Below are 23,104 nucleotides of genomic sequence, written 5' to 3' on the forward strand. Positions count from 1 at the left end.
GTGTCAATGGTGACTTTGACGAGTTCGTTATCTGCTACAGTAATCTCGTCAACTAAATCCAGGTTGCGACCAGTAATTTCCAATTAACTACCAACTACCAACTACCAACTACCACTCTTCATTGATAACTGACAACTGATAACTGATTACATTTTCTCGCGTTAAAATCTGCTAGCGTTCCATAACAGCATCGTCAGATGGCAAAATAAAAGTTTCTAGACTCCTGGTGTAGCAATCCATGTACGAGAAGATTACTCCTCCTACTACTGGTTCTCGAATTACCTTCAGTAATGGCGAACCAATCGTTCCCGATAATCCAATTATCCCCTTCATTCGCGGAGATGGTACGGGGGTAGATATTTGGCCCGCCGCCCAAAAGGTGATGGATGCTGCTGTACAAACTGCCTATCAGGGCAAAAGACAGATTGACTGGTTTAAAGTCTACGCTGGAGATGAAGCCTGCGAAGTGTACGGAACGTATCAATATTTGCCTGAAGATACGCTTCAGGCGATTAAAGAATTTGGCGTGGCAATTAAAGGTCCGCTCACGACACCGATTGGTGGTGGTATTCGATCGCTCAACGTGGCGCTACGCCAAATCAACGATTTATATGCCTGCGTTCGCCCTTGTCGTTACTACCCTGGAACGCCTTCCCCGCACAAAAACCCAGAAAAACTAGATGTGATTATTTATCGCGAAAACACGGAAGATATTTATCTAGGTATTGAGTGGCGACAGGGTAGCGAAATTGGCGATCGCCTGATTAAAATCTTGAATGAAGATCTCATCCCTGCTACCCCCGAACACGGTAAAAAACAAATTCCCCTTGATGCAGGGATCGGCATCAAGCCCATCAGCAAGACTGGTTCTCAACGCTTAGTCAGACGCGCAATTAAACACGCTCTACGGTTGCCTCCCAATAAACAAATGGTGACTTTGGTGCATAAAGGCAACATTATGAAATATACCGAAGGCGCTTTTCGCGATTGGGGCTACGAATTGGCAACATCTGAGTTTCGCAACGAGTGCATCACCGAACGCGAATCTTGGATTCTTAGCAACAAAGAACATAACTCAGACCTCAGTACAGAAGACAACGCCCGACAGCTCGAACCTGGCTACAATGCTTTGACTGCCGATAAAAAAGCCCAAATTTGCCAGGAAGTCGAAGCGGTGTTGAGCCAAATTTGGGAGACGCACGGCAACGGTCAATGGAAACATAAAATCATGGTCAACGATCGCATTGCCGATAGTATTTTCCAACAAATCCAAACCCGACCCGATGAATACTCCATTCTGGCTACGATGAATTTGAATGGAGACTATTTATCCGATGCAGCAGCGGCGGTTGTCGGCGGCTTAGGGATGGGTCCAGGGGCAAATATTGGCGACGAGTGCGCTATTTTTGAAGCGACTCACGGCACTGCACCAAAACACGCCGGACTCGACAGAATCAATCCTGGTTCGGTAATTCTTTCCGGCGTAATGATGTTGGAATATATGGGTTGGCAAGAAGCAGCAGAATTAATCAAAAAAGGAATTGGAGATGCGATCGCCAATCGTGAGGTTACTTACGATTTAGCGCGATTGATGGAACCCCCAGCTCAACCGCTTAAATGTTCTGAATTTGCCGACGCGATTATTAAACATTTTAGTGACTAGTGGCTCGTGGCTGGTGGCTAGAAAAGATTAGGTCTGAGGTTACACGTATTATTTCCTTGTGCCTTCTGGCACTAGTCACCAGCCGCTAGTCATCAGCCACTTAATTTATCGTCCCAATTTATTTGGAATCCCTTCACAGCCACCAGGAATGGTGGCTCTGGTTTTTTCGCCTCCCCAAGCGCAGCAGTAATAACGTAAGGATTCAGACATGCGCTGGGCATCAGTAAAATCAGCATTCTCAATGACTGCCCCCGTCTGTTCTCCTGTATTGTAGTTGGGAGCGATATTGCGACTGCGGGGTGTAGCAGTTTGGGCATCACCGTAAAATAAACGAGTACTTTTGAGGTCGGCACTCACTAGCTGTGCTTCATACAAAATGGTACGGGAAAAATTAGCTTTTACTAAGTCGCAATTGGTAAGATCTGCCCCAATTAAATTAGCTTCTGAGAGATCTGTCCAACGCAAATCGGTTTTAGAAAGATCTGCTCTAGCTAGCATTACACCTAAATCTATAACGCGAATACCGTAGTTACGGTCTTCGGAGTAACCGCCTTCACCATTAAGAATGGCTCTACCCAAGCGAAAATCTCGCTGTAAGGGAGTCAGTAACTTTGACTGGGATAAAAAGCGAATGATTTTGGCTTTACCGCTAGCATCGACACTACTAAAAATTGCAGCCGTACGTCCTTCAGCGATCGCTCGTTCTTGGGGCCAATCTTCTAACATTCCCTCTTCATCTAATACCAGATCGGAAATTCCCTGAAAATAAGAATCGATGGTTTGCTGTTGGGTAATTAAATTTTGCTGTACTGTTAGCAAGTTTTGTTGAATTGTCAAGTCTTTGGAGATTACATATTGTCGCCAAGCTACATAAACGGCAATAATTGCAATTAAAATTTGTCCTAACGCGCCAAAAACTTCACCTAATGCACCGATCGCATCCCAGTTTAATTTTGTTGCCCAATCGATAATGGCACGACCGATATTTCCAAATCGGAATAAGCCGATTAAGGCAATAGCTAAACCTGTCCCCGCCACAAATAGCGATCGCTCTAGGGGGGAAAATATGTCTGATATTGCTTTTATCGTCCAAGGTAAAAGTACCCCCAGCGAAAGTAACAACGCTAGCAGCGTCCCTACCCAGCCAATCCACAAAAAGTTATTTAAGTACAGTCCGACGCAAATCAGCGCGATCGCGACTAAGGTAAGTAAAGAAGCCCTGGGATGTGCCGTGCGCCAACTCGTGCGTTTGACGATGAGATTTGATGCAGAAGACGATTGCTGTTGGGCATTAATTGCGGCAATTGCTGCCAGTGCTTGCTGAGTTGCCAAGTTCTCATTTGATGTATCGTTGTCTTGGAAATCATCTAGATCCAAAGGCGATCGAGATTGAGTCCCAATCTCTGGATTCGGAGATGATGCCTTATTGTTACTATCTGAGTTGTTTTGGCTAGTCATGCTCAATTATTTGCAGCAGGCTGAAGGGCTTCTCGCTTTCATATGGTAACTGCTGTCAAGAACGGAACGATCGCGCCTCGGTATCAAATTTTTCTTACATCTAGGCGAATGTAATTCGCCCCATACTCGCTATTGCAATGCCTCGATTTGCCGCACCACTGTTAGGGCTGAATAACTCACGCCAGCCGTTCCTTCTCCTGGATGCGTAGAGTCGCCGACTAACCACAAATTTTTAACAGGGGTGCGGTTGGCAAAACCAAAGGGTCCAAATGTCGGGACTCTCTGACCGATCCCGCCTACTATACCGCGATCGCGTGCTGTATAACGGGCAAACGTGCGTGGTGTCGCTGCTTCCTGGTGTAATATTGTTTCTGGCGTGAGGTGAAAGAATTGTCCCAAACGGGCGATCGCTTCCCGAGTATATTTTTCCTTCATCGCCTCATAGTCTTCACTCCGCCACCAAGGTTTCGGATCGACAAAAGATGAAGCAATAATCGTACCTTTTCCCTCTGGGGCGCGTCCGTCTGCTGTGCGACTGACGGAGACAAATAAAGAATTATTTTCCCCGATTGCTCCATTGCGATCGTACATGAATTGCAAGTGCGGCGGACATCCTGACGGAATCGCAGTTTCATCTACGCCGAGATACACGACAAAAGCCCCCGATGCTTCGGGTAATTTATCGACACGTTGCTTGTAACCTTGGGGGGCATTTCTACCCAACAACTGAACTAAGTTTTGTACCGTAACGTTAGCCACGATCTCGTCTGCGGTTTCTGTCCTGACTTCTTTAGTTTTTTGGTTGCGCACCAAAACACCTTTAACTTTGCCGTTTTCAACTAAAATTTTCTCTACACTATGGCGCATCAGCAGCTTGCCACCATATTTTTCTAAAGCTTCTACCAAGCGATCGCTCAACACCTGCATACTACCGTGAAGGTGAGACAATCCTTGCGGTGATTGGGAAACGCTTAATGCTGTAGCCGCATAAAGTAAAGCTGTTTCCTCTGCATCGACTTGGGAGTAAAGTTTTAATTGCAAATCTAAAAACGTCCGTAGCCGCCAATCGTCTTCCAAACCGTGTCCCCGTAAAGCATCGCCTACGGTCAAAAAGGTATAGGGTAAGGTAGTTAAAGTCCCTGGACGAACGGCTTGCGTCAGTTGCCACAAATCCCAGATGTTGCGGGGTGGTAAAACCGGATCGCGGGCTTGAAATGCCCAACTCGCTTGAAATAGATTGTCTATTAATTGCCAAAAGCGATCGCTACCTGGAAATTGTTTTTCTCTTTCGGCTTTCCATTTGGCGCGATCGCGCCAAACATTAATCGGTTGATTCTCTCCTGGTAAATATACCGCACAAGCAGGATCGCAAGGCGTTGCTTCTGGTAGATCGATTTCTAATTCGGCAAAGATACGGTGATGAATTCCGCCTGGTTCTAAACCAGCTACCTGAGTCGCGCCGACATCGAAGGTAAATCCTTTACGTTGGAAAGTCGAGGCACACCCTCCAGGGACGATTGCCTGGTCTAAGACTAAAACCTGGTAGCCGCGACGGGCAAGCAGCGCCGCCGCCGTTAGTCCACCAATTCCAGCACCAATGACGACAACACGCGATTTGCGATCGCTCGCTAACCTACTTAGCATGGATATAAAGCCAAAATCAAACCTACTCTATCTTTATATTAAGTTATGTTAAACACTGAAAAAAAGACACAGGAAGCAGAAGAAGCAGAGGAGTAACTACCAACTACCAACTACCAACCACTAACCACCAACTACCAACCACCATCACATCTGACTTCTGACTTAAGCTTATGTCCGATCGCGATTGGGAGACACCGCTGACTAGCAATACTCTAGAACAGCGATATGAGATTATACAACAATTAGCAAAAAAAGCAGGCAGACGCACGTTATTGGCGCGTGACAGAAAAACTGAGGAGTTAGTTGTTGTCAAACTCCTGTCCTTCACCAGTGATTTTGAGTGGGATGCACTGAAATTATTTGAACGGGAAGCCAAAATATTACAAGCAATCTCTCATCCTGCGATTCCCCGTTATCTAGATTATTACGAACTCGATTTCAATAACGGTAACAAGGGTTTTGCTTTAGTACAAACTTATATTTCTGGAAAATCTATAGAAGAGTATCTTAAATCTGGACGTAGCTTTGATGAAGTAGAAATTAAACAGCTAGCGAAAGCAGTACTAGAAATTTTAATTTATTTGCATGGCAGACAGCCGCCAGTGATACACCGCGATATTAAACCGAGTAATATTTTACTGGGCGATCGCTCTGGTAACAGTATCGGACAAGTCTATTTAGTTGATTTCGGTTCCGTGCAAACTTTAGCGGCAAAAGAAGGCGGAACGATGACAGTAGTAGGAACTTATGGCTATATGCCACCAGAACAATTTGGCGATCGCACCGTTCCTGCTTCCGATCTTTACAGTTTGGGTACAACTTTAGTTTATCTGGTAACGGGAACGCATCCGGCAGATTTACCGCAAAAAGACGGACGAATTCAATTTGAGTTATTGACAAATCTCAGTCTTGAATTTACCCAGTGGTTGCGGCGGATGATAGAGCCAAGTTTAGAACGTCGTTTTACTTCTGCCGAACATGCACTACAAGAATTAATTCAACCTCAGCTTGTAGATATAGTTCTTTCAACGACCCAACAACCTAGTGATAGTAAAGTCAAATTAACTAGAAAAGCAGATACCTTGGAAATTCTTCTTCCTGCTAAAGGTTGGAATTTTGGCGTAGGATTTACTACGGCTTTTACTACTTTTTATAACCTCATACTCGTTCCTGCAACAGGTATAGCTTTTTCCCCATACTGGAGAATTAGCCATCCTTTAATATGGTTAATTGTTGGAGGTCTGTGGTATGGAAATTATATTTTAATCTCGGGAGTTCTGAAGTATTTATTAAAGCGAGTTAGACTCAAAATCAGTTCTCAGGAAATCGAGCTTACTCATGAAATAATCGGCTGGAAGTATCGCCATATTTTCAATGCAAGTAAACAAGATGTGTCAGCATTAAAGTTAATTTATGGATATCACGGTAACCGCCGATACATGCATATTTGGATTGGTAAAAATAGGTATGAGTTGTGGGGTGATTCGATTCTAACCGAACCCGAAATGGAATGGTTGGCGCAAGAAGTTAGTAGTTGTTTAGGGATAGAGATTTCTAGAGAACCTAATTTTTATATTCCCAAAGGCGATTAACTTTACAACAGTTTGCGATCGGCGAGCGATCGCTCATTTTTTTTGAAACAGTAGACATTGCTCGGATAGATGCAGATGTTATTCGAGATTTTCACCGAAACTAATGCTACAACAACTTTTCTGAGTCGAGCGATAGAAGAAAGCGATCGCTTCAATAGATAGAGTGTATTGCTACGTAGTGTAATTTTAATATCCAGCCAATTCAAATCTAGCATACCTATATAGTTTACTAGTGTTTTTAATGGTTCTTCTGTATAGGAATAATCTCGGATGTTTTACATAACAAAAACAAGTATTTTGCAGTTCAGATGCACATAGATCGAGCTAAATTTAGCCGTGTAGTTATAAAACATTTAAGTGATTTTTATGAGCAGTTTTTTGTTACTTCGATCGTTTGCTTGTTCTCGGTTAATTTAAAATATATCAATGTTAGTTTGCAAAAGAATATCGTTAATCAAGATATGTAAACTTATCTTTTTTGAATTGTATTGGCTGGTATTCTCAATTGCAGTCAGTCCAGTATTATTAAATACAACTACAAATCGATAGACGGAGTTGTATTAGTACTGCGATATTCTGTATATTTGGAGGATATTGGTATGATCGAAAATTCCATAAAAGGTTTGAAAGTTCTGCAAGAAGAAGATGAGATTTGTTTGACTGGCGGTGCAGCCAGAGCTTATGGTTTTGCTGATGCTCGTGGTTTAGATCCGAAAGATGCTGACGCTAGAACGTCAGTGATAGTAGAAGCTATTGATGATGGAGTTTTTCGTTATGCTCGCTCTACCTCGATTGCTTCTATAGTCTTACAGTAGAGCGCTAGTGAAATTGCTCTAGCATTGACGCTATATCGCTGAAAGCTTCCTGCAATCTAAGAGATTTGCTTTCAGCGATAAGATTTGCTTTCTGCAATTGTCTTCTAACAAATTGGTTGCAACAAAATGGAATTTCAGTTTGCAGCTAAGTTTTTTGTTCGTGTATATCCAAAAAGTGAGATTGAGTTGATTAAGATAGTGATTCGCTACAAGGTTATCTCAGTCATTCAAGCTAACTTTCTAAATGTACATCAACGTTCTTAACTATTAAAGCTATTACCGATACTTTCAGTAGTAATAGCTAACAGGATCGATCGGGAGTTCATCTAAATTTATGGCGTTGCCATCTCACATTTACCCAGAAGCACAAAATCTTCCCAAGCAGACAGAAATTGCTAAGGTTTGTGTTTATGGTCTTAGCATCTTATCAGCAGCAACATTCCTATTCTTGCCTCTGTTTAATTTATTGCATCCTAGTCCTTGGCAACGTTGGATGGGTGTAGTACACGGTTCAGCCGCCATACTGGCAACAGTAGTTGCTGTTTATACAGGACATTTAGCTTTCCCATTGCTTCGAGGTGCAAGCAAGATTTTACCGCAACTGCGAACGTTAACATTTTGGACAACAGTACTAGCCTTACTGTCTATTGTTTCAGGTAACTGGGCTTATATGAGATACCGCGCGCCTATAGGTGGTGCGCGTGCTTGGTTGCAATCAAACTCTCCATTAGTTCATAACGTGTTCATGGAATATCACGAATTTACCGTACTGTTTACAGTCCCACTAGGAACAGCTTGTGCGTGGATTCTTTGGCGCTATGGAGACTCTATAGTTGATAAGAAAAATGTTCCTGTTCTGGCAGCTACCTCAATTGCGTTGATGGCAATTATGTTTTTTGCTTTGGGTGGTTTAGTCACTGGTATTGGTATTGCCAAAATCCATAGCTTGTGATCGTTGAATAACTGGAAAAACTGACAAATGAAGCAAAATTCGCCCCAAAAAACTCAAAATTTGATTGACGAGGATAAAACGGTTGATTTGCCAATTTACAGTCAAATTTGGCAGTGGCTCAAGCATTTTCCATCAGGATTAGCTGTTGGTTCTAAAAATCCACCTCATAGTTCTGCTTCAGCAGCCGCTGCCTTAATTAGTGCTAGTTTTGGTTGCTTCTATATGATGGTCAACCAACATTTAACTGTACTTTTTAAATCGTGGGATGAGTTTGTTTGGATGCTTGGCAGTTGGATACCAGGTAGCCACAATGCTAACAAGCTGTTTGGTGAAATTGGTCCATATTCTGGTAAAGAGACATTATTGTTGTTTGGTTGGCTATGCAGTTGGTTTTGCCTGCATAATTTGTGGAAGCGCAAAAACATTCATTTCTCATTCATGTTTTTTTGGATGGCTTTTTTCTTGGTAGCCGCAACTTTGATGAATTGGCATCCATTATTCCCTTACATGCCATTGATGCCAACAAAATAGCTCTAGTTCATGACAAATTTTTGCAGTATCTTGACAAAGCTGATGATTACTCAACAAGAAAATTACTCGAATCAAACTCGCTTGCATCAAATACAAGTAAGACAGATGCATAAAGCTGTATTTGGCTTAGTCGGTATTTGGCTAGCTTTTACAACTACCTTTCTGATTGCCGGTTGGCGAGTTAGCCAAAGTGGAAGGTACAGTAATTTTTATCTCAATTCTTGGACAATTGAAAGTCAAGAACTACCAACCGTTCGTTCTCAGCAGGATAAATCATGAATTTTTTGCTTCGTACCAATTTGTCTAGGGACAATCCCGCTAGCGCTAAATTGTTTGAGCATACGGCAAATCTTTCCGCGTTAGTGAAAGTCTGTACTGTTGTTGACACGAAAATTGAGAGGTAAACAATGACTCATTTAGCAATTGATTCGGAATTATTGACAGACATTGCAGAAGATAGCGAAGCTAGTCTTTGTGGCGGGGTTTCTACAGGAATCAGCATTTCTGCCTTTGCGGACGGTACGAACTTTGCTTATTCTAGAACAGGCGCTTTCAGCTTTGCTGTAAAATTACCAGATAGTCGTAGAGTGTCAATTTCCTTGGGGGGTGGTCTTAGTATAGGCATAGACAATCCCTCAGACTGAATAGATTCATACTTGAGCAAATAGTTCGTCACAATTTTGGCGATCGCCACACTAGATTCTATCCCCCCTCGCTCCCCTAATTCAGGAGATGAGGGGATTTTCTGTGGTATATTTCGATCAAAATTTCCAAGTTAGTTGCAGTCCGACAACATCAACATCACTTTCAATGCTTCCTCTCAAATTACCGCTAGTACTGCTAGATAAATCGATCTGACTATCATCAACAAATAAGTGAGCGTAACCGACATCAAAACTAATAGCATCAGAAGCTTTGAAACTAGCACCGATCGCTAACCAAGTACGATTATTATCGGGAATTCTAGGCGATCTATAAGTACTATCTACCGGACTCGGATCGTATGCAACACCAGCACGTAATTCCCAAACTGGACTTAATGTATAGTTAATTCCTAAAGAATAGCGCACTGTATCGTGCCAATTTTCCGGCTGCACGTTATCCGGTTCCGCTGGGTTGTCAAATGTGACGCGCAACTCTTCAAACCGACTCCAATTCGTCCAAGTTACGTCACCTGTAAGTGCAAGGCGAGAACTAATTTGATGATAGGCATTGAGAGATAGAGTATCGGGTAGGTTCAATTCAGCGTCGATACTACCATCTTGAAATCGTCCAGTCGCGGTTAAAGCTGACACCGCAGCAGGAACGTTAAAATCAGCCTCCCCTGCTAAATCGTGGGTAATTGCCGAACGATAAGCCAAGCCGAGGCGCGTTTTCCGATTGGGTTCGTAGAGTAACCCCAAGTTATAACCCCAACTCCAATCATCGCCTTCTAACTCAACAGAACCATCAGTTGCTTGAGGCGCGGTACGCAATCTCGTAGCACCAATCAAACCAAAATCGATCGCGTTTGATAGTTTTGCCTCAGCATATTGTAAATTGATGCCAGCACCTAAAGAAAGGTTGTCTGTCAGTTTTGCCGCAACAGTAGGATTAATATTAATTGTGACGAGTTCTGAATTAATCGCGTAGTAGCGCCCAACCCAGTCGCGATCGTACCTCGTCTTCAGACCAAAAGGCGAATTTACTCCTAAACCTAGCTTGACGCGATCGCTGGCATTCCAGACAGCGTAGAAGTTAGGGACAAAAATATCCACGCCGCCGTCTCCGCCATCTCCACCTGTTAAAGGTGCGCCAGTGACAACGACCGAACCTCGATCTTGAAACAGAGCTGTAGGAGATATATAGTATCCTGCCGCGATCGCCGAATTATTTGACAGACGAGTTAATCCAGCAGGGTTGAAAAAGATCGTACTGGCATCATCCGCCGCTGCACTATTAGAAAAAGCACTGCCTAAACCGCGCACGCTTTGTTCGAGAATTGCAAAACCTGATGCTACAGCAGTACTAGTCGTGCCAAAAAATTCTAACGCCAAGAACAGCGGCAACAGCGCTGCAATTGACTGCAACGTTCTCCTCACTCTGACTCCTCGTTCTGATATTTGAATAAAGCAAAAGCAAATATATACCTTCGAGCAGTCACGCTTATAGTTTTGAAGCTAAATGAACAAATAATTATTAGATCGTTACATTTCAGTCGGGTTTCAGTGCCAATATAGAAAATAGAACTGGCAGCCAACAACAAAAAGTAGCAAGGGAGCAGGGAAAGACACAAGATCTAGAAATAGCTGAATAGTCGATCGCCTTTACGTTGCGAGATGTATTTTCCTACGACTTTCCCCTACAGTACTGATAACAAATGCTACCTCTTGATGTACTGCAAGAATTCGTCCTTAAGGCGCATTAAAAACTATGATGAAGTAAGTTAGTCTGGCAGAGCTACATCATATTTTGTAACTTACTATTCCGTCAGCGTCTGCTTTTACTTTCACAGTAGAGTTAAGTTGGATTTTCTACAGGTGAAGGTGTAAGGTAAAACAAACGATCTGGCAACAATATGGCTTATCTGAGTGTAACTACTTAGAATAGTACGACCTTTATAGATAAAAGTTTTTCTAATGTTGAAATTTAGAATATTTAACTCAAAATTTGACTAATTACAGGGGAGCGAACGGTTAATGTTGTCTTTGCACTCTCAGACTCAACTACACTGATGGAGTAAAAAATTACAATGAGGATTCGACTGGAGCGAAAGTTAAGTTCATGCCCCCATCACCTATGTTGTACTGTCTGCGATCGCATGTTTGAATCAGGTAGAGTCCGCACGCTCCTACACAATGACGAAGGATTCATCCAAGGTGACATTTGCCCAGAGTGCATGAGGCTATCGGTCGAAACCATTCAACATAAAATTAGAGAGCGGGCAATGCTGCTACTGGAAGAAACAGACGACAGTAGCAATACGACTTTCTCACCTCAAGCACGGGCAATGGAATTGCTAGACTGCTCTACCGAAAACGTCAAATATCCCCAGTTTTATCATTGGTGGTTGGTACAGCTAGAGATCTTCTCGCGTAAATCCTCAGATGCTAGAAATGTTACAGGTATAGAAAATTGGGAATACAAAGGGCGATCGCGTAAGGCACAAGATCGCAGTTGGCGAGAGCGATTGCGGACGTTTTTTGAAAAAGATGAATCGGAAAAATAGGGGCGATCGCGTCGCGGAATTTCCTAGTTTTTCAAGCTGAGTTTTTAGAACTTACGCCACAGCTTGTGTATCCACTGCCAAAATTTCAGAAAAACTTCTTCAAACCACAACATGGCGCGATCGAGCCATGCCAAGATTTGCTCTAGTGGATGTTTAACATAACCCATTAAGGTTGCAGGGGTTTCAATCCAGTCTGGTGTTGACTGCACGGATGAATTTTGAGTCTCTGATGTAGAAATATTGCTCGGCTCAGCTTTATGCAGCGATTGTTTGCCTTTGCTAGCTTTACGAATTTCAGAACTTTTTGCTCTGGTTTCGATCCCCCCAACCCCCCTTGAGAAGGGGGGCGAGATTTTCTCGCGAGAGCCGCTCTCCCCAACTCCTCTTCTTAAGAGAGGTGAGATTCTCTTGCTAGCACGATTTTGCAGCCTTGAAATTTCAGGAGTAGACTGCTGCCCCCCTTTATAAGGGGGGTTGGGGGGATCGTTCGCCTGCCTCCCTTCATAAGGGGGGTTGGGGGGAGCGCTTGCCCGAATTTGTGGTTTAGCTATACCTTTAGGCGCTCTAATTTTGGAGAGAAATTGACGCAACCTTCCACGTTCTTGAGGGAAAGTATAGTCAATACTAGGATTAGCGGGGAGAGCAAAATTAGGCATGGTGCGATCGCCTGTCGTTTCTGGCGTAATCGATCCGAAGAGATCGCTAGCCGTCAGCCAGGGATCTTCTAGATCTTCCTCGGCTGAACCTTCACTAGCAGGAAGTTTGGCAGTTGGGCGACGAGCGGGAAATTTAGGATTTACGGGGATCGATCTACCTGTGAGCGGGGAAACTCCCTTGGGAGTCGTACTAGTTGTGATGGAAGGTGTAGTAGCGCGATCGTCCGTCCCAAAAAAGTAATCGATCGCCGCCCAAATCAGAGATAGAATTCCTGTCGCGTGAGTTTTGCTGCTTGCCTCAGTTCGCACGGCGGCTGTAGAGCGTTCTGAACCAGCAATATCGTGACTTTGAGAGAAAATACCTTGATAGAAGGCGATCGCAGCTGACTTAACTCGGACGAGATGATGAGATTCTACCTCAGCCACAGTATGGTCTAGAGAAGTCAGCCACGGGGGAGTTGTAGGGGCGCACAGCTGTGCGCCCGTACTGGAGTCGGGAGGAGCCAGTCGCTTGCGGGGGTTCCCCCCGTTGTGCGAACTGGCGTTCGGGAGTTGAGATTGATGCCCAATTTTTTGACGGTATTGCCAGTACTGAGCTATGGCAGTCATTATTTGGTCTTGTAACGCTACTTGCTGTTGAGGATCGATAACATCCAGAGTTTGATTTTGTGCTGTCACTAATACCAAATTTCGGCTATCTAGCTGTGAAGCAATTCCTTGGATGGGGTAATTGGTAATTGGTAATTGGTAATTGGTAATTGGTAATTGGTAGTTGTTGGTTGACAGTTGACAGTAGACGCTGGCGCTACACTGCGTGAAAACAGGTGAGTGTTGTTTTTTCTCCCTCAGCTCCCTCAGTTCCCTCAGCTCCCCCAGCTCTTTTCTCCCTGCTCCCGTCACATACAGCAAAACTTGCCGAATCGGAGTATCAACCGTTGGCGATTCCTCTTGAATCACTGCGTCATCAGATGGTAACTGACGCAGGGTGGCTTCAACTGCTTGATGTACTTGATTTGCCGTCGATCGCCTGGACTGTAACAGTAGAAATATGGGATACATTCCCACAGCTGCAACCCAACTGGCAGTAGATTGGAGATTGCGCCAAGCGCGATCGCACTGCTGGTTAAAGCGGCGCGATTGCTTGTGAACGAATCGAAACAGTCTGCTTTGATAGCGAGCGGAGGAAGCAGGAGTCATAGACTAAGTGCGGACGAGGAATTATAAATTATGAAACGAACGATCTAAAAAATGAATGAGTATTTTATCCTTGAGGCGGCTAACATTCATGTCGGCAGATATGCACCGATCTTATCGAGAAACAGATCCTTTTATAACGTTTGTTGCTAACTGAAATCTTAAAATAGATCGATTCTTATCACTTCTCAACCGTGCTTTTATCTTTATAATTTAGTGTTTTGATATTTTCGCGTCCTCATAACTGGGCTAGATCTATGACATCTTTTGCACCACACTCCAATTTAGAGGTAATTGCACAAGCGATCGCCCAGTTACGCCACTGTACTCAAGTCGATCTGCAAATGAATTGGTTGGGGTGGCTGGAGCCAAAATCGGAGAAGTCTGTAGGGGCGCACAACTGTGCGCCCCTACCAACCCTTTGCTCCCTCAATAACAGAGGACATATTGCCTGGGAAAAAGGGAAAAAAGTCTTGTGGTTGCAGCAAAAGTTAGTAGTTCCAGCACAATTACAGGGCTATCCTCTGGCTGGCTTATCGCTGCGACTGGCTTTGACTTGGTGGGCGGAATTAGCTCAAATTTATGTCAACGATGAATTGGTACAAGAGGGAGATTTATTCGATTGCTCGACAAGAATACTCCTCAGTTCTGGCGTGAGTCCTGGGGAAGAATTTTCTGTGAGTTTACGGCTGGTAAGTCCAAATCACGACGATGGAGCCTTGGTACGATCGCTGTGTCTTTACGAATCAAACGATCCAGCAGATCCAGAGCCAGGTTTTGTGGCAGATGAATTAACCATTCTCCAGAAGCATTTAGAAACCTTTGAGCCAGCACAATTATCCACGCTTGCAGATGCGATCGCTCAAATCGATTGGTCGATTTTATCAGATAAAGACAAATTTGGGCGATCGCTCCATGCTTTACGCCAAAATCTCCAACCCAAAATCCAAAAGCCAAAATCTAAAATCTTTCTCCTCGGACACGCTCACTTAGATTTAGCATGGTTGTGGGCTGTCAGCGAAACTTGGGAAGCGGCTCAGCGTACCTTTACTTCCGTTCTTAACCTGCAACAAGCTTTTCCCGAACTCACTTTTTGCCATTCTACTCCCGCTCTTTACGCCTGGATCGAACAATACCGTCCCGATTTATTTACCGCAATTCAGCAACAAGTCAAAACTGGACGTTGGGAAATTGTCGGCGGTTTATGGGTAGAGCCAGAACTCAACACCGTCAGTGGAGAATCAATTGTCAGGCAGCTCTTGTACGGACAAAGATACGTGCAAGCAAAATTTGGTCAAATTTCTTCTGTTGCTTGGTTGCCAGATAGTTTCGGCTTCTGCGCGACTCTACCGCAATTTTTAGTTTTGGGAGGAATGGAATATTTCGTCACCCAGAAATTACGCTGGAATGACACGACTCAATTTCCCCATGAAATTTTCTGGTGGCGATCGCCTGACGGTACGGATATACTGAGCCTCATGTCTGCGCCCATCGGTGAAGGCATCGATCCGGTCAAAATGGCAGCTTATGCTTGCGACTGGGAAGCCAAAACTCAATTACCACAATTTCTCTGGCTACCTGGGGTCGGCGATCATGGTGGTGGTCCCACCCGCGATATGCTTGAAGTCGCGCGACGCTGGCAACAATCGCCCTTTTTTCCCGATTTAGAATTTACCACCGCTGAGAAGTATTTGCGGGGAATTCCGCATGTAGAGACGTTACATGTAACGTCTCTACATTTGCCCATATGGAACGATGAGCTTTATTTAGAATTTCATCGCGGCTGTTATACGTCTCATGCCGATCAAAAACGATTCAATCGTCGTTGCGAAGACTTGTTATATCAAGCAGAATTATTCGCAACTCTGGCAATGCTGACTGCTGAGACAGCCTATCCCAAAACAGAAATTGAAGAGGCTTGGAAAAAAGTCTTATTTAATCAATTTCACGATATTTTACCTGGTTCTGCTATTCCTGAAGTTTATGTTGATGCTAACCAAGATTGGCAGGCAGCAGAGCAAACGGCAACAGCTATTTTAAACCAATCTTTGCAAGCGATCGCCGCTCAAATCGATCTCCCTCCATTTCCCCATCCTGAAGCACAGCCAATTGTCGTTTTTAACTCCCTCAATTGGGTGCGATCGCAAGTTGTCGAACTTACAGTTCCAAATCTACAAGATACTAACTGGCAAATCTGTACTTCAACGGGAGAAAGCGTCCAATCTTACATTAACGTTACTGAATTTACGGGCGATCGACAATCATCTACCGGACTTATTTCTTTTCTCGCCAAAGATATTCCCTCCGTTGGTTATCGCGTTTATTGGTTATGTCCCCATCCCAATTTCATTGCATTGAGTTCTCAGGTAGCAAGTTCTACCGAATATGTTATTGAAAATGAGTATTTGCGCGTTACTGTAGATTCTCATACGGGAGATTTATCAAGCGTTTTTGACAAAATCAATCGATGGGAAGTCCTCAATGGTGCAGGCAATCAACTGCAAGCTTTCCAAGATAGCGGACAGTATTGGGATGCATGGAACATCGATCCTAATTACGCTCAACACCCCTTACCATCTGCTGAACTCATAAGTATTAACCAACATTGCGATCGCGATTTCCTACAAAGTTGCGTCAGTGTAGCTCGAAAAATCGGTCAGTCAATTTTTAGCCAAGATTACATTTTAGAAATAGGTTCTCCCGTCCTCAAAATTAAAACTAGCGTTGACTGGCAAGAACGTCATGTAATGGTAAAAGCTGCTTTTCCCCTGAATGTATCAGCAAACTATGCTAATTATGAAATTCCCTGCGGTGCGATCGCCAGACCGACGCAACCCCAAACTCCAGCAGAAAAGGCAAAATGGGAAGTACCGGCTTTACGTTGGGCTGACATAAGTATGAGCGATCGCGGTGTCAGCTTGCTAAATGATTGTAAATATGGCTACGATTGCCAACCGGATCGACTGCGTTTAACATTACTGCGTAGTCCTGTATGGCCCGATCCCGAAGCAGACATGGGCTTACATGAATTTACCTATGCACTTTATCCCCATGCTGGTACGTGGCAACAAGCACAGACAGTTAGGCGTGGTTACGAACTGAATATACCGTTGCAAGTTTTACTATTGCCTGCTGCGACAGCTACATCAGGAAAGATCCCAGATAAGACCAGCTTTTTAACAATATCAGCCGATAACTTAATTTTGATGGCGTTCAAGCCTTCAGAAGACGAGCCGCAAGAGTTGATTTTGCGGTGCTATGAATGCCACGGCGATCCAGCTCAATTAGACCTACAGAACACCTTAAATTTAAACGTAGCCGACGATCTCGATCTTTTAGAAAGATCTATAGCTACTAATCGAGCCGACCGAACAGCCAAGACTATTTCACCGTGGAAGATCGTCACCTTAAAGCTCAAGGTTAGATGAAACGGAGCAACTGCGATCGCTGGCGATTGCGGTGGGCTTCTGGAGAATATAGAGACTGCCTGCTGCCCACCAATAATACAAAAGTATAACTATCTTTAATCTTCGTGTTCTTCAAACGGATCTCTTAACTCTTTTGCTGGAGGACCGAAGGAGGTATACACTGTCCAGCCAGTAATGGCAATCAATACGGCAGCCAAGGAAATGCTAAGAACTGTTGCGGGTTCCATCATAGCGATAGATTATGAGTACTCTTCCTATACAATATTACAGAACGTTAAAAAATGCTTTCGCAATTCATCATAGGTGAGTCATGGCACAACGGACTTGGTTGGGAGAAATCCTCAGACCCTTGAATTCAGAGTATGGTAAGGTTGCCCCTGGTTGGGGGACGACTCCCGTAATGGCGATTTTCATACTATTATTTTTCGTCTTTCTCTTGATCATCCTGCAAATTTATAACCAATCATTGCTGATTGAAAGACCTGATATTGCCCCTAGTTGGACTGGTTTAGGTGGTTAATCGTTAGAAAACTGAGAGTTATTAACAATACTTATAACTTGCATTCCACCCAGAATCGATCTGGGTTTTTTTTTGAGATATAAGGAATAAAGTACAGACGTGACAACTTTGTAGAGACTTTACATGTAACGTCTCTACACTGACAACCAATCGCTACTCAATAGTTACTGTTCGCAGCCTATACTAAGACTGGGGGAACAGACATTGCAGGAGGGTTGTTTATGAATGTCTTCGGTATTGGACTGCCAGAAATGGCTTTAATTTTTGTAGTTGCATTGCTGATCTTTGGACCCAAAAAGCTGCCAGAGATTGGTCGGAGCTTGGGGAAGGCTATTCGCAGTTTCCAAGATGCCTCTAGCGAGTTCCAGTCAGAGTTTAAGCGCGAAGCGGAACAGATAGAACAGGCAATGCAGACAACTGCCGAACTAGAACCAAAGCAAATTCCGCCAGCAGCAACAGAAGAAACCGTTTCTACCAATACGACAACTTCTTCAACGCAGCAAAGCTAGACAAATAAAAGCTAGATCGATAGGTGTAATGACAGAAGCGATCGCGTCTAATTCAACTTCCAATCAAGTTCTCATTGTGCCGCAACTCATTGTTGGTCTGGGAAACCCAGAGCCTAAATACGACCAAACCCGCCACAATATTGGTTTTGCTGCTGTTGATGCGATCGCTCGTGCTTGGCAAATTCCACTGGCAGACAATCGCAAATTTCAGGGCATATTTGGTGAAGGTAGGAGTAATGCAGGTAAAATCCGCTTACTCAAACCCTTAACATATATGAATAATTCCGGTCAGGCAATTCGCGCCGTCACGGATTGGTATAAGCTACCACCAGAATCGGTACTGGCAATTTACGACGATATGGATCTCCCCTTGGGAAAAATTCGTCTGCGCTTATCCGGTTCGGCTGGCGGACACAATGGAATGAAAAGTGCGATCGCTCACTTAGGAACGCAAAACTTTCCCCGCCTACGAATCGGTATCGGTAGACCTCAAGGCAACAATACCAAGGAAGACGCATCGACTATATCTTACGTGCTGGGACGCTTTTCCTCAGATCAAACCCCATTAGTAGCTGAAGTTTTGCAAATGGCGTTAGAAGCTGTAGAACTAAGCTTAAAGCAAGGAGTCGCGCAAGCAATGAACCGTTATAACAACCGCAATATCTTATTAAACGCGAAGGATACAAAACAGGCTGTAGGTAACTAGCAATCGCCTATTTTGTATCCTTATCTCACTTTTTATCTGATACGATGACTTACTTCCTTCAATTCAGTTAAGCAGCGTCACCAATTGAGAATATATTAAATTTAAATTTCCGATCTATCTATCTCATCCGTCGCTTGCGTCGAGCTGCAACAGCTTTGCGTTTGCGTTTCTCTTGGGGTGTTTCAAAATGACGATGATATTTTACATCTGCCAAAATTCCTGCTTTGGATACTTGGCGCTTGAACCGCCGTAATGCCGAATCAATTCCTTCATTTTCTCCGAGAAGCACTTGGGTCATTCTATCTCTTTCCTCAAAATCATCAATTCAATTGTAGTCTTCCCTAAAGTTCGTTTGTTCGGTGACTACATACCATAAATAGTGCTGAAAACAAGTTTAACATTATCGTTGTTGCCTTAACTAGGGATAACCAATGCTGGAAGAGAGCTGAGGGGGATAAAGGGGACAAGGGGGACAAGGGGGACAAGGGGGACAAGGGGGAACTCGGGGACCCCACGACCGAAGAGAGTGGGGACAAGGGGGACAAGGGAGACAAGGGGGAGAATTCTGGTTCCACCAGCCACTAGTCACTAGTCACTGATAACTGATAGCTGACAACTGACATTTTGGGCAACATAAATACAGTTGCTCTCTTGTCCTATTGATGCTCGATCTCATTGCTGCTGCTTTTGAACGCCAAGATTATGACACCGCAGCCCAGTTATTACAGCAGCTGCGACATAGTTCTCCCACAGACCCTTGGGTACAATTCTACTCGGGTAGATTAGATGAAATATCTGGCAAATTAGATACAGCAGCAGAGATTTATCGGCAACTGTTACTGAGTTCGGTTCACGTTCACGCTAGGATTATGGCGCAAGCGCGTCAAGGTATAACCCGCATCGAATCACTGCTCAAGGCACAACGCCAGCAGGCGATCGCCCAAGCTATTGCCGATCCAGATAACATGCAAAAAGGCGTGTTGGTATTAGAACCGATTGCTAGCGATCGCAAGTCTGAAGCTGCCCGCAGATTATCCCAAATCATGCAGATTGACCCTTATACAGCTCGACTTCAGCTACCAAGTCGCGGTTGGCGGCTGTATCGTACAGGTGCAATTGGCGAATTACAATTTTTCGGTCAACAACTTTTAGCTGCTGACATTCCTTGTTTTTGGGCAACTTTGGCAGAAATCGAACAAATCCAAGTTTTTCAAGCGCGATATTTTGAAGTCGCTCCAGCAGCCAGTGTTGTTTGTCAAAATGAAGTAGATGAGCTGAGTTTTCTGAGCTTTCAATGGTCGGAAGTGACTCATAAAGTGACGGGATTACTACCCCTTTTCGAGCAAGTTGTAGACATAAATGTACGTGGCAAGCTACAACGCAAAACTCAGACTCAAGACTACGCGCAATTCTGCGATTTACACTTAAGCGATCGCGGTTATATCGTGCGACTATGCGATCGCGATTATATGTTCCACAACGGCATTTCTTTTTCCGAGCAGCAAACGCACAATCAAACAACCGTCAGAATTAACTGGAATCATTTACAGAATTTTCTCGACCAAAAACTCGAACGCGCTGAATCCTGGTCGGATTTTACCATTTTTGCCAATACAGCTTTGGATTGGAGCGATTTGCTCGCTCCAATTCCATCTCACATCCATCTGTTCCGCCGCGATCCCTCCAACTGGGATGCAGCATTCCATCTCTACAGTGGATTAGTTTTTCTTAAAAGGAAGGAAAAATTAATGTAGAGAGGCGATCGCCACACCCTACATTTTCTACTTCAATCTAACCAGGAGTCTTAACCTGGCGTGCCATATCCAAGAAAGAATTCATATTTGCTCCTGGGCGACGACGGCTGTTAGAAGCAGACGGCATCAGGTAGTTGGGCGCAAATGTAGAAGCAGCCTTACCATTGCTATCAGCAACAGCTTTCACTGGTTTGGTTGGCTTAACAGCCTGAGCTTTGACTCCCTCAGCAGTTTGCACCAATTCTACTTCTACTTTAGGGGGTTGTTTCTTAGTAGGAACCTCAGCTTTTACCGTTTCTGCTTTGGCTGGTGTAGCCGCATCAGCTGTTTTTACCTTCTCTGCCTTAGCTGGCTCTGCTTTAGCTGGCTCTGCTTTAGCGTTAGACTCAGATTCTTTGGTTGTTGCAGCAGTGACGAGTTCTGACGCTTTAGCTTTAACTTCGTTGGTTGCTGAAGCAATTGATTTAGCAGCAGCTTTTAGTTCTTTAGGGACTTCTGTTTCTTCTAATTCAAGAAAATAACCATTACGCTTGCGAGGTTTATCGGGTTTACCTTCTAAGGATTTTTTGCTACTGAAAAAACCTAAAAAGAAAGACACTATCCCACTCAGTATTTTTTTGATCGAACCAAACATTTGCAATACTCCTGGCTTCTGACGATGAGATTGACGGCAACTTATGAAAAACTCAACTAGGCTGCGATCGCAACACGAGATCGCTCGCGCTGCCCCCTGCTATCTGACAGCACTTGTTTCTTTTTATACTTTTTCGCTTGCAGTTGAAATTGCTTCACTAGGCTAAATATCCCTAGATACTTCTTGCAGGTCACTCAAATTTGGATCTAATTAGGATTAATTATGAAATTTTTTGGGAATTTTATGCAAGATTACTATTTATTTCTTAACATTTATTTACTCTAAACCACTCAAGTATTATTGCTTAGTCCATTAGGAGTAGATAAACGCAGCAATTGTTAATAAAAATCTACATATTTTTAAGAAAGCAACGGTTATTGATGAGTGGCTGGTGGCTGGTGACTAGTGGTTAGAAACGATTCTAGCCACCAGCCCCTAGTCACTAGTCACTGATAACTGTCCCTCATCTTTGCCACTGCTGTAATATGTACTCATAAAATATCTCGCGATCGACTCGCTCCATGACTTGAACTTTGCGCCCGCCAGGTTGAATTTTGGTGCGACCTTGGCTTGCACCTGTAGTGATAATTGTGGTTTCCCATTCTCGCAGTTGATAAAACTCTGGATGAGCTAGATATGCTGTGGCTAACACATCCCAAAAATAATAATCTTGAGGAATGACCAAGGCATAACACTGTCCTACCAAGTCTGAAAGGGGATAATGACGCTGTTTGCCCATTTGTCGCACGATCGCGGCTGTGACTGGAACATTATTTGTTAAATCCAGAGGACACATCACAATCGGAATCTGTGTCTGCCAAACGCGATCGACAGCCATTGCATCCCAGTAAGCATTCCATTCCGCCGAACCATCCTGTCCTGGCTCGATGCTTTTTTCCACATTACCAGGAACATTCAGCGCTCCACCCATCCAAACCAGGCGTTGAATCTTAGCTTCGATTTCTGGAGCCGTATCTAAAGCAACTGCAATAGTGGTCAAGGGACCAGTTACCATCAAGGTTACGGGTTCTGGCGCATTCAGCAACGTATGGATGGTAAACTCCTGACCTGTTTGCTCAACCAAAGACGTGCAAATGGTATCTTGCTGGTTGAGAATGGGTAGGCAATCGACAATGAGGGAATCGCGACGATAGAGACGGGGGAAAGGATTAATCCCGCGCACGGTACTAGCTGCAACCGGAACGCGATCGCATCCCATGAAATCGAGAATTTTACGGGTAGCACTGACGGCGGCGTGGGCGTAACAATCACCTGGAGTGACAACAACACCCAGACATTCAACTCGTTCCATCGTCATCAGTAGCATAGTTGCTAGATAATCATCTACACCACCGTCACAATCCATAAGTACGAGTTGTTTAGACATAAATAGGAGAATTATTCATGGATGAATTTATGGCAGCCGCGATCGCTCAAGCACAACAAGGGTTAGCAGAAGGAGGTATTCCCATCGGTTCGGTACTAGTCAAAGATGACAAAATTGTCGGTCAGGGACACAATAAGCGAGTTCAAGACGGCGATCCTGTCACCCATGCAGAAATCGATTGTCTCCGTAACGCAGGTAGAATCGGTAACTATAAAGGTACGACTCTTTATTCCACATTGATGCCTTGTTATCTCTGTGCTGGTGCTGTAGTGCAGTTTGGGATTAAAAAGGTGATTGCAGCTGAATCTGCCAATTTTGCTGGAGCCAAAGACTTTATGGAGGCACATGGCGTAGAAGTTATCGATTTAAATATGTATGAGTGCAAGCGAATGATGGGAGATTTTATTGAAAAAAATCCTTCTCTTTGGAATGAGGATATTGGTGAATAGGGTA

At 44.0% G+C, this 23,104-nt stretch carries 24 protein-coding genes; 14 read left to right on the forward strand and 10 right to left on the reverse strand.

The window, feature by feature from the left end; all coding sequences use genetic code 11:
- Positions 1-238 precede the first annotated feature (238 nt).
- Positions 239-1,663, forward strand: a complete 1,425-nt coding sequence (locus DSM107010_RS01370) for an NADP-dependent isocitrate dehydrogenase (RefSeq protein WP_106168018.1) — start codon at positions 239-241, stop codon at positions 1,661-1,663.
- A gap of 105 nt (positions 1,664-1,768) precedes the next feature.
- Here the strand turns inward: DSM107010_RS01370 and DSM107010_RS01375 are convergent, their stop codons facing one another.
- Together DSM107010_RS01375 and crtD are read right to left on the reverse strand one after the other, a co-directional pair.
- Positions 1,769-3,121 (reverse strand): pentapeptide repeat-containing protein, encoded by a 1,353-nt coding sequence (locus DSM107010_RS01375; RefSeq protein WP_127022167.1) that lies wholly within the window; start codon positions 3,119-3,121, stop codon positions 1,769-1,771.
- A gap of 129 nt (positions 3,122-3,250) precedes the next feature.
- Positions 3,251-4,765: a C-3',4' desaturase CrtD gene (gene crtD, locus DSM107010_RS01380; RefSeq protein WP_106168016.1), complete on the reverse strand. Its 1,515-nt coding sequence runs from the start codon at positions 4,763-4,765 to the stop codon at positions 3,251-3,253.
- Positions 4,766-4,935: 170 nt separating this feature from the next.
- On the opposite strand from crtD, the gene DSM107010_RS01385 reads away from it, so the two are divergent.
- The gene (locus DSM107010_RS01385; RefSeq protein ID WP_015157023.1) at positions 4,936-6,357 is read left to right on the forward strand and encodes a serine/threonine protein kinase; all 1,422 of its coding nucleotides are present in this window, start codon (positions 4,936-4,938) and stop codon (positions 6,355-6,357) included.
- A gap of 2 nt (positions 6,358-6,359) precedes the next feature.
- Here DSM107010_RS01385 and DSM107010_RS01390 read toward each other — a convergent pair whose 3' ends face one another.
- Positions 6,360-6,572, reverse strand: coding sequence for a hypothetical protein (locus DSM107010_RS01390; protein ID WP_106168015.1), 213 nt, complete (start codon positions 6,570-6,572; stop codon positions 6,360-6,362).
- A 384-nt stretch (positions 6,573-6,956) separates the two neighbouring features.
- On the opposite strand from DSM107010_RS01390, the gene DSM107010_RS01395 reads away from it, so the two are divergent.
- The 5 genes from DSM107010_RS01395 to DSM107010_RS01415 all read left to right on the forward strand — a co-directional run bounded on the left by DSM107010_RS01395 (position 6,957) and on the right by DSM107010_RS01415 (position 9,299).
- Positions 6,957-7,172: a hypothetical protein gene (locus tag DSM107010_RS01395; protein WP_127022170.1), complete on the forward strand. Its 216-nt coding sequence runs from the start codon at positions 6,957-6,959 to the stop codon at positions 7,170-7,172.
- A gap of 334 nt (positions 7,173-7,506) precedes the next feature.
- Positions 7,507-8,124: a hypothetical protein gene (locus DSM107010_RS01400; RefSeq protein ID WP_015157026.1), complete on the forward strand. Its 618-nt coding sequence runs from the start codon at positions 7,507-7,509 to the stop codon at positions 8,122-8,124.
- 27 nt (positions 8,125-8,151) lie between these two features.
- Positions 8,152-8,655: a hypothetical protein gene (locus DSM107010_RS01405; protein ID WP_106168013.1), complete on the forward strand. Its 504-nt coding sequence runs from the start codon at positions 8,152-8,154 to the stop codon at positions 8,653-8,655.
- Between the two features lie 42 nt (positions 8,656-8,697).
- The gene (locus tag DSM107010_RS01410) at positions 8,698-8,934 is read left to right on the forward strand and encodes a hypothetical protein (RefSeq protein WP_106168019.1); all 237 of its coding nucleotides are present in this window, start codon (positions 8,698-8,700) and stop codon (positions 8,932-8,934) included.
- 128 nt (positions 8,935-9,062) lie between these two features.
- Entirely contained in the window at positions 9,063-9,299 is a 237-nt protein-coding gene (locus tag DSM107010_RS01415) for a hypothetical protein (RefSeq protein ID WP_106168012.1), read from the forward strand.
- Positions 9,300-9,416: 117 nt separating this feature from the next.
- Here the strand turns inward: DSM107010_RS01415 and DSM107010_RS01420 are convergent, their stop codons facing one another.
- Positions 9,417-10,736, reverse strand: coding sequence for an OmpP1/FadL family transporter (locus DSM107010_RS01420; protein ID WP_106168011.1), 1,320 nt, complete (start codon positions 10,734-10,736; stop codon positions 9,417-9,419).
- Between the two features lie 650 nt (positions 10,737-11,386).
- On the opposite strand from DSM107010_RS01420, the gene DSM107010_RS01425 reads away from it, so the two are divergent.
- The gene (locus DSM107010_RS01425; protein WP_015157031.1) at positions 11,387-11,863 is read left to right on the forward strand and encodes a hypothetical protein; all 477 of its coding nucleotides are present in this window, start codon (positions 11,387-11,389) and stop codon (positions 11,861-11,863) included.
- Positions 11,864-11,907: 44 nt separating this feature from the next.
- Here the strand turns inward: DSM107010_RS01425 and DSM107010_RS39290 are convergent, their stop codons facing one another.
- Positions 11,908-13,716, reverse strand: a complete 1,809-nt coding sequence (locus tag DSM107010_RS39290; protein WP_199755350.1) for a hypothetical protein — start codon at positions 13,714-13,716, stop codon at positions 11,908-11,910.
- Positions 13,717-13,970: 254 nt separating this feature from the next.
- Between DSM107010_RS39290 and DSM107010_RS01435 the strand changes: the two genes are divergently transcribed.
- Positions 13,971-17,141, forward strand: a complete 3,171-nt coding sequence (locus tag DSM107010_RS01435) for an alpha-mannosidase (RefSeq protein ID WP_127022173.1) — start codon at positions 13,971-13,973, stop codon at positions 17,139-17,141.
- A gap of 95 nt (positions 17,142-17,236) precedes the next feature.
- Here DSM107010_RS01435 and psbN read toward each other — a convergent pair whose 3' ends face one another.
- On the reverse strand, positions 17,237-17,368 hold the full coding sequence (gene psbN / locus DSM107010_RS01440; RefSeq protein WP_041462633.1) for a photosystem II reaction center protein PsbN: 132 nt from the start codon (positions 17,366-17,368) through the stop codon (positions 17,237-17,239).
- An 83-nt stretch (positions 17,369-17,451) separates the two neighbouring features.
- Here psbN and psbH point away from each other — a divergent pair, with 83 nt between their 5' ends.
- From psbH to pth, 3 genes are all read left to right on the forward strand, one after another.
- Complete coding sequence (psbH, locus tag DSM107010_RS01445) at positions 17,452-17,661, forward strand: photosystem II reaction center phosphoprotein PsbH (RefSeq protein ID WP_106170949.1); 210 nt, start codon at positions 17,452-17,454, stop codon at positions 17,659-17,661.
- Positions 17,662-17,882: 221 nt separating this feature from the next.
- Positions 17,883-18,170, forward strand: coding sequence for a TatA/E family twin arginine-targeting protein translocase (locus DSM107010_RS01450; RefSeq protein WP_015157036.1), 288 nt, complete (start codon positions 17,883-17,885; stop codon positions 18,168-18,170).
- Between the two features lie 28 nt (positions 18,171-18,198).
- The gene (gene pth, locus DSM107010_RS01455; RefSeq protein WP_127022176.1) at positions 18,199-18,876 is read left to right on the forward strand and encodes an aminoacyl-tRNA hydrolase; all 678 of its coding nucleotides are present in this window, start codon (positions 18,199-18,201) and stop codon (positions 18,874-18,876) included.
- A gap of 118 nt (positions 18,877-18,994) precedes the next feature.
- Here the strand turns inward: pth and rpsU are convergent, their stop codons facing one another.
- Entirely contained in the window at positions 18,995-19,174 is a 180-nt protein-coding gene (rpsU, locus tag DSM107010_RS01460; protein ID WP_015157038.1) for a 30S ribosomal protein S21, read from the reverse strand.
- A 364-nt stretch (positions 19,175-19,538) separates the two neighbouring features.
- Between rpsU and DSM107010_RS01470 the strand changes: the two genes are divergently transcribed.
- Complete coding sequence (locus DSM107010_RS01470; RefSeq protein ID WP_127022179.1) at positions 19,539-20,630, forward strand: tetratricopeptide repeat protein; 1,092 nt, start codon at positions 19,539-19,541, stop codon at positions 20,628-20,630.
- A 37-nt stretch (positions 20,631-20,667) separates the two neighbouring features.
- Here the strand turns inward: DSM107010_RS01470 and DSM107010_RS01475 are convergent, their stop codons facing one another.
- From DSM107010_RS01475 to DSM107010_RS01480, 3 genes are all read right to left on the reverse strand, one after another.
- Positions 20,668-21,264 (reverse strand): hypothetical protein, encoded by a 597-nt coding sequence (locus DSM107010_RS01475; protein ID WP_015157040.1) that lies wholly within the window; start codon positions 21,262-21,264, stop codon positions 20,668-20,670.
- A 56-nt stretch (positions 21,265-21,320) separates the two neighbouring features.
- Complete coding sequence (locus DSM107010_RS38105; protein ID WP_158631719.1) at positions 21,321-21,458, reverse strand: hypothetical protein; 138 nt, start codon at positions 21,456-21,458, stop codon at positions 21,321-21,323.
- Between the two features lie 269 nt (positions 21,459-21,727).
- The gene (locus tag DSM107010_RS01480; RefSeq protein ID WP_106169969.1) at positions 21,728-22,651 is read right to left on the reverse strand and encodes a nucleoside hydrolase; all 924 of its coding nucleotides are present in this window, start codon (positions 22,649-22,651) and stop codon (positions 21,728-21,730) included.
- A 17-nt stretch (positions 22,652-22,668) separates the two neighbouring features.
- On the opposite strand from DSM107010_RS01480, the gene DSM107010_RS01485 reads away from it, so the two are divergent.
- The gene (locus tag DSM107010_RS01485) at positions 22,669-23,100 is read left to right on the forward strand and encodes a nucleoside deaminase (RefSeq protein WP_015157042.1); all 432 of its coding nucleotides are present in this window, start codon (positions 22,669-22,671) and stop codon (positions 23,098-23,100) included.
- Positions 23,101-23,104 lie beyond the last annotated feature (4 nt).

This window comes from Chroococcidiopsis cubana SAG 39.79 (genome assembly GCF_003991895.1).
Classification (GTDB): Bacteria; Cyanobacteriota; Cyanobacteriia; order Cyanobacteriales; family Chroococcidiopsidaceae; genus Chroococcidiopsis; species Chroococcidiopsis thermalis.